At 56.1% G+C, this 10,847-nt stretch carries 9 protein-coding genes; 7 read left to right on the top strand and 2 right to left on the bottom strand.

Annotation, left to right across the window (positions count from 1 at the left end):
• Positions 1-160: 160 nt before the first annotated feature.
• Positions 161-340 (bottom strand): hypothetical protein, encoded by a 180-nt coding sequence (locus ACXJ5O_RS10080; RefSeq protein ID WP_457299771.1) that lies wholly within the window; start codon positions 338-340, stop codon positions 161-163.
• Positions 341-643: 303 nt separating this feature from the next.
• Here ACXJ5O_RS10080 and sfsA point away from each other — a divergent pair, with 303 nt between their 5' ends.
• From sfsA to ACXJ5O_RS10060, 4 genes are all read left to right on the top strand, one after another.
• Positions 644-1,345, top strand: a complete 702-nt coding sequence (sfsA, locus tag ACXJ5O_RS10075) for a DNA/RNA nuclease SfsA (protein ID WP_457299770.1) — start codon at positions 644-646, stop codon at positions 1,343-1,345.
• A gap of 17 nt (positions 1,346-1,362) precedes the next feature.
• The gene (gene map, locus ACXJ5O_RS10070; protein ID WP_114429001.1) at positions 1,363-2,193 is read left to right on the top strand and encodes a type I methionyl aminopeptidase; all 831 of its coding nucleotides are present in this window, start codon (positions 1,363-1,365) and stop codon (positions 2,191-2,193) included.
• 12 nt (positions 2,194-2,205) lie between these two features.
• Positions 2,206-3,009 carry a RadC family protein gene (radC, locus tag ACXJ5O_RS10065; protein ID WP_457299769.1) on the top strand — a complete coding sequence of 268 codons (804 nt, stop codon included), beginning with the start codon at positions 2,206-2,208 and terminating at the stop codon, positions 3,007-3,009.
• A gap of 85 nt (positions 3,010-3,094) precedes the next feature.
• Positions 3,095-3,814 (top strand): 3-keto-5-aminohexanoate cleavage protein, encoded by a 720-nt coding sequence (locus ACXJ5O_RS10060; RefSeq protein ID WP_457299768.1) that lies wholly within the window; start codon positions 3,095-3,097, stop codon positions 3,812-3,814.
• Between the two features lie 69 nt (positions 3,815-3,883).
• On the opposite strand, the gene tig is transcribed toward ACXJ5O_RS10060, so the two are convergent.
• On the bottom strand, positions 3,884-5,308 hold the full coding sequence (gene tig, locus ACXJ5O_RS10055) for a trigger factor (protein ID WP_457299767.1): 1,425 nt from the start codon (positions 5,306-5,308) through the stop codon (positions 3,884-3,886).
• Positions 5,309-5,871: 563 nt separating this feature from the next.
• Here tig and ACXJ5O_RS10050 point away from each other — a divergent pair.
• The 3 genes from ACXJ5O_RS10050 to ACXJ5O_RS10040 all read left to right on the top strand — a co-directional run bounded on the left by ACXJ5O_RS10050 (position 5,872) and on the right by ACXJ5O_RS10040 (position 10,804).
• On the top strand, positions 5,872-7,038 hold the full coding sequence (locus tag ACXJ5O_RS10050; RefSeq protein WP_457299772.1) for an efflux RND transporter periplasmic adaptor subunit: 1,167 nt from the start codon (positions 5,872-5,874) through the stop codon (positions 7,036-7,038).
• Positions 7,035-10,202, top strand: coding sequence for an efflux RND transporter permease subunit (locus tag ACXJ5O_RS10045; RefSeq protein ID WP_457299766.1), 3,168 nt, complete (start codon positions 7,035-7,037; stop codon positions 10,200-10,202). Before ACXJ5O_RS10050 ends, ACXJ5O_RS10045 begins: the two co-directional genes overlap by 4 nt.
• Before the next feature lie 179 nt (positions 10,203-10,381).
• Positions 10,382-10,804, top strand: a complete 423-nt coding sequence (locus tag ACXJ5O_RS10040; RefSeq protein WP_457299765.1) for a hypothetical protein — start codon at positions 10,382-10,384, stop codon at positions 10,802-10,804.
• Positions 10,805-10,847 lie beyond the last annotated feature (43 nt).

The following is a 10,847-nucleotide window of genomic DNA, read 5'->3' as shown; positions in this document are numbered from 1 at the left end:
TCACGGCGCAAACAGGGGTTCGATTCCCCTTGGGCGTACCAGGTTTTCTCTCGAAAATTCAATTGCTTGCCTGCAAGAGCTCTCATCTTGGGATGTTTGTTTGCAACAGAAAACGGCCAACTCCGGGTGAGCTGGCCGTCTGGTGTTGTCTTACTGCAGCCTAGTTGGCAGGCGCTGGTTTTGCGGGATCCGGGGCGGGTGTGGCTGGTGCCGGAGCAGGTGCTGCCGGTTCAGATGTCGTCGCGGGCGGCGTGGTATTACCTTCAGATGGTTTGTTGTCGCAGGCTGCCAAACCAAGTGCAGCGAGAGCAGCAAACGGTAGGAAAAACTTGAGTTTCATCACGTCTCCTCCTGATGAGTTTCGTCCCTTTGCGTAGCATGTGACACTCTTGCTGATTAGAACAGCCCGGTTCTTTCAAGCTTTGTCACCGCCTGTTAGACAAAGTTATGAGACCCGAATCGGCAGCTGACCTATTATCTAGGTACTGCCACATTGATTTGCGGCAGCAGGGTCCAGTTAGACCTCCAAGCTGGCCCGATTCTCCCACCCCAGAGCAAACTCAACCTGCCTTTCAGAGGCAGGTTTTTTTATACGCGGTACCGGGATGTTGTCGCAGTCCGTCATCTCGGTTACATCCTCCCCATGATATTCGCTTCCGCTCTCGTCACCGGCCGGCTGGTCCAACGCTACAAGCGTTTTCTCGCTGACATTATTCTGGACGACGGCAATCCGATCACGAGCTCGGTTCCCAATACCGGCTCCATGCTTGGCCTGACGGATCCGGGCATCAGGGTGTGGTTGTCGGTTTCGGACGGGTTGAAACGCAAGTATCCGCACACTTTGCAGCTGGTTGAAGCGCAAGGCATCATGGTTGGCATCAATACGGGCCTGCCAAACCGCATTGCCGAAGAAGCGATCCTGTCGGGTCTCCTGCCCTCGTTGAGCGGCTATGCGGAGTTTAAGCGCGAGCAAAAATACGGGACGAATTCGCGCATCGATATACTTTTTCGCGACCCAAATCGTCCTGACGCCTATGTCGAGGTCAAGAACGTGCATTTTTCAAGGTCTGCCGGACTTGCAGAATTTCCCGATTCTCCAACCGCACGAGGCGCAAAACATCTGGATGAGCTTGGCAACATGGTTGAAAACGGTCATCGTGGTATCATGCTTTATGTCATCCAGCGCGGAGACTGCGAACGTTTGAAAATCTGCGGCGATCTTGATCCTGTCTMTGCGGCGGCTTTCGAGCGGGCGATGCAGCGCGGGGTTGAAGCTTACGCAGTAAAATGCCACATCACACCCACGGGTATCGCTGCTATCAGCACAATGCCAATTATCGATTGACGCCAACCGGAAAGAATATGGTTACCTATCTCGACGCACAGAGCGCGCCCTTGAAAAATACCGGGCAGATCAGGCTGCACGGCCCGGAAGGGTTTGAGGCGATGCGCAAGGCTTGCCTGTTGACCGCACGCTGCCTGGATGAACTCGCGTCCATCGTTGCGCCGGGCGTCACAACCAACACCATCGATCGTTTTGTCTTCGAATTCGGTGCGGATCACGGCGCTCTGCCTGCCACACTCAATTATCGCGGTTATACGAAGTCGAGCTGTACCTCGATCAATCACGTGGTTTGCCACGGTATCCCCGACGACAAGCCGCTGCGGGAAGGCGATATCGTCAATATCGACGTGACCTATATCCTTGACGGCTGGCATGGCGATTCCAGCCGCATGTACCCGGTTGGCGAAATCAAGCGCGCAGCCGAGCGTCTGATGGAGGTCACGCATGAGAGCCTGATGCGGGGCATTGCCGCCGTGCGTCCCGGCGCGCGTACCGGCGCTATCGGCGCAGCCATCCAGACCTATGCGGAATCAGAACGTTGCTCGGTCGTGCGGGATTTCTGCGGCCATGGTGTCGGCCGGCTTTTCCACGACGCCCCGAACATTCTGCATTACGGCACGCCGAATGAAGGCGTCGAACTGCGCGAGGGCATGATCTTCACCATCGAGCCGATGATCAATCTCGGCCGTCCGCATGTGAAAGTGCTCGCCGATGGCTGGACAGCTGTTACGCGCGATCGTTCGCTTACCGCGCAATATGAGCATACGGTGGGTGTCACCAAGGACGGCTGCGAGGTTTTCACCCTGTCTCCTGCCGGCCTGTTCGCGCCGGGATTGAAACTCGAATAGGATGGTAGCTCAATGAGCGAAGAAAAGCCGGAACAGACTTTCTTCTTCAACGAGCCCTCCGCAAAACTCTCTCCCAAACAACCACCCGTTGCAGCCGATAGCGTCGTCCGCAACGCGGAGCAGAAGAGCGATTCTGAAGGGGAACTTCCGCATTATCATGGGCATCGCGAGCGGGTAAGACAGCGGTTTCAAAAAGTCGGGCATGCGGGATTTGCCGACTACGAAATGCTGGAAMTATTGCTGTACCGATCGATCAAGCAAGGCGATACGAAACCTCTGGCCAAGGCTCTCCTGGCTCGTTTCGGATCACTGGCAGAGGTCCTTGGCGCTCCAGAACATCTTTTGCGCGAAGTGAAGGGGTGCGGTCCCGCCGTTACCTTCGACCTCAAGCTCGTTGCCGCACTGACCCATCGCGTGATCCGAAGCGACATTCGCGAAAAGACGGTGTTGAGCTCCTGGAGCAAGGTTATGGATTATTGCGTCGCGGCGATGGCATATGAGTCGCGCGAACAATTTCGCATCCTGTTTCTGGACAAGAAAAATGCTTTGATCGCCGACGAAGTGCAACAGGTCGGGACGGTGGACCATACGCCAGTCTATCCGCGCGAGGTCATTGCGCGAGCGTTGCAACTCGCTGCGAGTGGCATCATCCTCGCGCACAACCACCCTTCCGGTGACCCTACCCCCTCAAAAGCCGATATTGAAATGACGAGGACGATCGCCAATATCGGAGCACAAATGGGTATTGTCGTGCATGATCACATCATCATCGGCAAGAACGGCCATGCCAGCCTGAAGGGCCTCAAACTTTTCTGAGACAATCGCAAACGCGATCAAAATGTGCGGTCAGTACCAATTCCGCTATGATAAATCCCGTCGAGATCTCATCGGAGTGCAAATCATGCTGCAAGCCTGTTTGAATGGCGGACGAGCCCGGGACTTTCATGCTGCTGTCCCTTTTACCGCGGCAGAACTCGCCCATGATGCGGCGCAAAGTGTTGCTGCTGGCGCACGGGAACTTCATGTACACCCACGCGGTGCGGATGGTGCCGAGAGCCTTGAGCCCGATGATGTCGCAGAGGCAATTCTGGCAATCCGCTCCAGCGTCCCCGGTGTTCCCGTCGGACTATCCACCCACTGGCGCATTCCGCCCGGAGGCAAGGCCCGGCACAAGCCGATCGAGCAATGGACCGTGCTGCCGGATTACGTTTCCATCAACCTCATTGAAGAGGACGCAGCGGAGATGATCTCGCTCGTCCTGGGTAAAGGCATGGGCATCGAAGCCGGCCTGTGGTCCGTGAGTGATGCGGAACGCTTTATTGCTTTATCCACCGCCCCTAGATGCCTGCGCGTATTGATCGAAATCAATGAACAGGACTTCGAAGAAGGTTTCTCCGCCGCAACCGGCATCATATCCGTTCTCCAGCAAGCCGATTTTACGCTTCCAATTCTGTTGCATGGCGATGAAGCCAGTGTATGGCCGATGTTCAGGGAAGCAATGGCGCGCGGCTATGACAGCCGCATTGGCCTTGAGGATGGCAGACTACTGCCTTCGGGCAAGATGGCCACCGACAACGCCGATATCGTCCGCGCAGCTGTTTTGCTGGCACGGGCTTATTGAACTGCCTGCGTAGCCACATCAACAAAAAAGGCCGCTTGAAGCGGCCTTTTTCAGATCATTGGTTGAGGCTTATGCCTCGTCGTCTGTCTTCTTCTTCGCGGCCTTTTTCGGCGCCGCCTTCTTGGCAGGCTTCTTGGCTTCATCCGACTTGGCGTCAGCCTCGTCATCGGCCATCAGCGCTTCCTTGGTCACCTTCTTGTCGGTGACGTTGATGTTCGACAAAAGGTGATCGACTACCTTTTCCTCGAAGATCGGAGCGCGCAGATTGTTGACTGCTTCCGGCGTCTTGCGGAAGAATTCATAGATCTGCTGTTCCTGACCAGGATACTGGCGAACCTGATCGTAAACGGCACGCTGCAGCTCGTCTTCGGTCACTTCGATACCGGCCTTGTTGCCGATTTCCGAAAGAACGAGACCGAGACGAACGCGGCGTTCAGCCAGCTTGCGATACTCGTCGCGAGCCTCTTCTTCCGTCGTGTCTTCGTCTTCGAAGGTCTTGCCGGCTTCCTGCAGGTCGTGGCCGATCTGTGCCCAGATGTTGTTGAACTCGGCATTGACCAGACGTTCTGGCGACTCGAACTGATATTCGCTGTCGAGCGCGTCAAGTATCTGGCGCTTCACCTTTTGACGAGTGAACTTGCCGTATTGGCTTTCGATCTGCTCGCGGATGACCTGACGCAGGCGGTCGGCGCTTTCGATGCCAAGCTTCTTGGCAGTCTCGTCATTGATTTCGAGTTCGCCCGGCTTGGCAACTTCCTTGACGGTTACGTCGAAGGTTGCATCCTTGCCTGCAAGATGCGCGGCCTGATATTCGGCCGGGAACGTGACCTTGATCTGCTTTTCATCGCCGGCCTTGGTTCCGATCAACTGATCTTCGAAGCCCGGGATGAACTGGCCGGAACCGAGGACCAGCGTCGCGTCGCTATCGGCGCCGCCATCGAAAGGAACGTCGTCGACCTTGCCGAGGTAATCCATCGTGATGCGGTCGCCGCTGTCAGCTTTGCCCTTCTTCGTTTCGAAGGTCTGTGCAGAGCTTGCAACGCGCTTGACTTGCTCTTCGACTTCCTCGTCGGAGACGTCAACAACTTCGCGCGTGACGTTGATCTTGGAGGTGTCCTTGATCTCGATGGCAGGCAGAACTTCATAATTCAACGAGAATTCGAAATCGGCCTGGCCGCTCAATACCTTGTCCGCTTCCTTCTCGTCTTCGGTCATGACGACCTCAGGCTGGGTAGCCGACTTTTCATTGCGTTCAGCAAGGATCGTGCGTGAAGAATCGCTCAAAATCTCATTGACGACTTCAGCCATGAATGACTTGCCGTACATCTTGCGCAGGTGCGCCATCGGCACTTTGCCTGGACGGAAACCATTGATGCGCGCTTTTGCGCTGGCGCCTTGGAGGCGTTCGGAAAGCTTTGCTTCCAGATCCTTGGCCGGAACAACGACCTTGATCTCGCGCTTCAGCCCTTCATTGAGCGTTTCAGTAACCTGCATGTCCAAACCTTCACTTTTTTAACATTTGTCCCGCCGTTTCCGGCTTGGCTGCCAAATTGCGGGAGAAAAACCTCATGCCATCGTGGCTTCCGGTACGGATGAAGTGAGTATACCTCCTACCATCCGTATTGATTTTATTGCTTTATTTCTAACTCAACTCTTAATTTGCAGCATAGATTGTATCACAAAATATGGCACAAAGTTGTGGAAGAAATTGCACCCTTACCGACTGGTCGCTCCCTTTACTTGCCTTACGTATAAAAATCAATGGTGGAGCCTTGGCAGCGAACGAAATTGCTTGTCACCAGCGAATTGCCACCCGCGATTGCAGGGTGACAACGAAATCGAACTGTGCAAATCTGCCCGCACGGGGTTTTGAAACAGATCGATTATGACCACGCCTTGTCCGAAAGTCGTCGTATTCGAAGCTCTGTGAACTGACTTGCAATATTAGATTGATCGTCCGCGGAAACCTGTCTTCGAGCCATTTCAATCGATTGAGCAGATTGGCATTTTTCCCCGTACCACACACTGGAAGTCTCATTGCCATGGAGGCCTATCCCTTGTCACGCGCGTTGTTTACAGCCCTAAAACTTGGTTTTACCGCCGCTACCTTGTCGGCATCGGCAGCCCTCGCCCAGGAAGCCGCGGCTCCACCTCCTCCCCCGACTGTGACGGTTGCAAAGCCTGTCGTGCGCGACGTGGTTGACAGCGATGAGTTTATCGGACGATTTGAAGCCGTCGATCAGGTTGCCGTCCGTTCACGTATCGATGGATATCTCGATACAGTTCACTTCACCGATGGCGCATTGGTAAAGAAAGGCGATCCGCTGTTCACAATTGACCAGCGGCCTTACGTTACCGCGCTGGCACAGGCAAAATCGTCGCTAGAAGTTGCCAAGACAACGCTGACTTACGCTGAGGCACAGTACAAGCGGACGGAGTCGCTCACCGGCAGCGGCACGCTCTCAGTCTCGACGCTCGATGACCAGCGGCGCGCTTTCCTCGCGGGTCAAGCCAGTGTGGCTGGCGCTGAGGCAGCGGTAGACGGTGCTCAGCTCAATCTTACATATACACAGATCACTGCCCCGCAGGATGGCCGCATCGATCGCCGGCTGATTTCAGTGGGCAATCTGGTCAATGCCAATGACACGATCCTGACCACCATCGTCTCGCTTGATCCAATCGATTTCTACTTCGACGTCGATGAGCGCAACCTGCTCAACTATGCACGGACGGCGCGCGAACGTGGCAGCAACTTGCAGGAAGGTGGTGGCGGCCTCGACGTCACGGTCAAACTCACGGACTCCAACGAACCRCCAGTCAAGGGCAAACTCGACTTTGCTGAAAATCGGCTTGATGATGCGACAGGAACGATGCGCGTTCGCGCTCGCTTCGCCAATCCCGAGTTTATTCTGCAGCCGGGGCTTTTCGGCCGCGTCGAAGTGGCCGCTTCGAACACCTATAAGGGGATTTTGGTCCCTGACGAAGCCGTCGGCTCGGACCAGAATGAACGCGTCGTCTTTGTCGTCGCTGAGGACGGCACTGTCACGAGCAAGCCGGTTCGCCCGGGTCCCAAGCTTTATGGCTACCGCGTCATTCGCGAGGGGCTGACCGGTGATGAGACGATCGTCGTTAATGGGTTGATGCGCGTTCGCCCCGGCGGCAAGGTTAAACCCGAACTCGTCCAGCTTCCGCCAGAGGCGAAGACGGCGGAGGCCAGTCAATGAGATTTGCGCATTTCTTCATCGATCGGCCGATCTTTGCATCTGTCCTTTCGATCGTGCTGCTGCTTGTCGGCAGCATTGCCTATACGCAGCTCCCCGTCGCCCAATATCCAGAAATCGCTCCGCCGACCATCGTGGTGCGAACCTCCTATCCGGGCGCCGATGCGGAAACCATCGCGAATACTGTAGCCACGCCGATCGAGCAGCAGATCAACGGCGTCGAGGACATGCTTTACATGTCATCCTATTCGACAGCCGACGGCTCGATGTCGCTGACCATCACCTTCAAGCTCGGCACCGATCTCGACAAGGCACAGGTCCTTGTGCAGAACCGCGTCGCGATCGCTGTGCCTCAGCTGCCGGAAGACGTCCAGCGCAACGGCATAACCACGACGAAAAGCTCGCCAGACCTGATGATGGTCGTGCACGTGCTTTCGCCGGATAACCGATATGACCAGCTCTACGCGTCGAACTATGCCAACACCCGCATCCGCGACGTGCTGCTACGGCTCGACGGCGTCGGCGACATCACCATTTTCGGTGAGCGTCAATATTCGATGCGTGTCTGGCTCGATCCGCAGAAACTCGCCTCCTACAGCATGACGTCAGGCGATGTGGTGCAGGCCTTGCGTGACCAGAACGTACAGGTCAACGGCGGTGAAATCGGCGGCCCGCCAACGTCTGGCACAAACGCCTTTCAGTATACTGTCACGATGCAGGGCCGGTTCGAAGATGCCAGGCAATTTCGCTATGTCATCGTCAAGACTGGCGCAGATGGCCGCTTGGTCCAGTTGCAGGATGTCGCCCGCATTGAACTTGGTGCGAAAGACTATGTGACCAACAGCTACCTCGATGGCAGTCCCGCCGTTGCGCTCGGTATTTTCAGCCGGCCTGGCACCAATGCGCTGGCAGCTGCGGCGACCATCAAATCCACAATGCAGGAGCTTGCCAAGGATTTCCCTCCAGGCMTCAAATACGACATCGTCTATGATCCGACGGAATTCATCGCTGAGTCGATCAACGATGTTTACACGACGATCTTCGAAGCTGTGATTCTCGTCGCGCTTGTCGTGCTCGTCTTCCTGCAATCCTGGCGTACCGCAATCATTCCTATCGTTGCCATACCGGTCTCGTTGATCGGCACGTTCGCCATTCTTCTGGCATTCGGCTTTTCGCTGAATATGCTGACCTTGTTCGGTCTCGTTCTTGCCATTGGTATCGTCGTCGATGATGCGATTGTCGTCGTCGAAAACGTGGAACGTAACCTGGCATCTGGCATGACACCAAAGCAGGCGTCGCATACCACCATGGATGAAGTGGGCACCGCTGTTATCGCCATCTCGCTGGTGCTGATTGCGGTGTTCGTACCAACGGCTTTCATTCCCGGCATTTCCGGCCAGTTCTACCTGCAATTTGCCGTGACGATTTCTGCGGCGACAGCGATTTCGGCTCTCAACTCGCTCACGCTTTCGCCCGCCCTGGCAGCAATTGTCCTGCGTCCACACGATCACGCGGTTTCCAACAATCCGCTCGCGCGTTTCGGGCGAAGCCTCGCCAACGGCTTCAACAGAGGCTTCGATAGAATGGCATCGGGCTATTCCTGGATCGTAAGGCACCTTGTGGGATCAACGATCGGCCTCCTCGCGTCGCTTCTCGTGTTCGTCGGACTGCTTGGGGCCACATGGTATATGTCGAATCTGGTACCGCGCGGCTTCATTCCCCAGATGGATCAGGGCTATGCCATCGTCGTTATCCAGCTGCCGGACGGAGCCTCCCTCGCCCGCACCGATGCGGTTGTCCAAGAGGCTTCGAAGATTATCCGTGGCATTCCCGGCGTTAGAAACTCGGTCGCCTTCGCCGGCTTCAGTGGCGCGACTTTCACCAATGCTTCGAATGCCGGCGTTGTTTTCGCGCCGTTCCAGCCGTTCGACGAGCGGATCAAGAACGGCCAATCGGCGACTTCCATCATTGGCCAGATATATGGAAGTCTGCAGAGCATTCAGGAAGCCTTTATCATCGCTGTGCCGCCGCCATCCATTCGCGGTGTCGGCAACGCCGGTGGTTTCAAGATGCAGCTCCTCGATCGCGACAGTTCCGACATGCGCCGCGTACTGGGCCTGGCCCAACAGATGATGGGAGAAGCCAACCAGACACCTGGCCTTACCGGCGTCTATACGACGTTCTCCGCCTCAAGCCCGCAATATTTCCTCGAGATCGATCGCGACAAGGCTCGGGCATTGAACGTACCTATTCCGAACATTTTTGAAGCGCTGTCGATCAATCTCGGCACGTCTTATGTGAACGATTTCAACGCTTACGGCCGTGTTTATCAAGTGCGCGCGCAGGCCGATCAGCAATTCCGCGTGGATCGAGCGGACATTCTCGCGCTGAAAGTTCGCTCGGCGACTGGCGCGCTGGTCCCGCTGGGTACACTTGTCGAAATCAGAGATACAACCGGACCATCACTCGTGCAGCGGTACAATATGTACGTGTCGGTTCCGCTTCAGGGCAATTCTGCCTCCGGAGTTTCTACCGGTACAGGGCTCGACAAGATGGAAGAGCTTGCGGCGAAAACCTTGCCGCCTGGCACAACTTTCAACTGGACCGAGCTTGCATTGCAGGAGAGAAGCACAGGAAATACGGCGATACTGATATTCGGCCTTTCAGTGGTTTTCGTCTTTCTTGCGCTCGCGGCCCAATATGAAAGCTGGGTCCTGCCGCTGGCGATCATCCTGATCGTTCCATTGGCCGTGCTGGCTGCACTCATCGGCGTGCATCTGCGAGGTATGGACAACAATATCCTGACGCAGATCGGGCTTGTCGTCCTGATTGGCCTGGCGGCGAAGAACGCGATTCTCATCGTCGAATTCGCCCGGCAACACCAGGAGGAAGGTGCCACACCGGTCGAAGCTGCGATCGAGGCCAGCCGCCTGCGCCTGCGTCCGATCCTGATGACCGCCTTCGCCTTCATCTTCGGCGTTGTCCCGCTGATGATCGCACAGGGACCAGGTGCCGAAATGCGCCAGTCGCTCGGTACGGCGGTGTTTTCCGGCATGCTCGGCGTTACGTTCTTCGGCCTGTTCCTGACACCGGTGTTCTACGTCGCACTCCGGTCTTTCGGCCGCAAACGTAAAGTGGCAGTGGAAGAAGCCCCCGCCGCTCAATAGCAAAAAAAGGCGCGAGGCCTTTCGAGCCTCGCGCTGCAAAACAGCTGTTCCCCGCTTAGTTACTGTTACGTACTTTCTTCGAAATTCATCAACATGCATGCTGCGCTTGCGCGGACAGCATTGGCCGCGTGGGATGAATGGTCGACCGCGGCCATGAAGCACTGAGGGGAACGGAACAAATGGCCGACGCAATACACCCGGCAGCGATCGAACATCTGCCGGTTTTTATCACCGCCCCCGGTCAAACCGACTGGCTGTTCAGCGGGGTCGTCGTGTTCCTGTTGGCAATGATCCTCATCGTCGGCAATTTCTATTTCCGGCTGCATGCCCTACCGGAGCAAATGGCGCACCGGGGGAAAAAGGTGCAAATGGAGATTGTGGCCGTCCTGGCGCTCATTTCCCTGTTTACCCACAACCATATCTTCTGGATCGCCGGCCTGTTGCTGGCATTGATTGATTTTCCGGATTTCTCCTCGCCGATGGTTTCAATTGCGCAGTCGCTCGAGAAACTCTCCGGGCGCGCTAGAACCGGCGAGGATGAGGCAATCGTCTCCCCGCCTGAACCGGAGCCGAAATCTGACACCGCAGGCGGGGGTATCTGAGTCATGTTTGAGCTGCTTCTCTGTTCAATGCTCACAGTCTTTC

It is taken from the genome of Phyllobacterium sp. P5_D12 (assembly GCF_054049495.1).
Note: the sequence above shows the minus strand (reverse complement) of the source record. Positions and strands in the feature narration are given on the sequence as shown.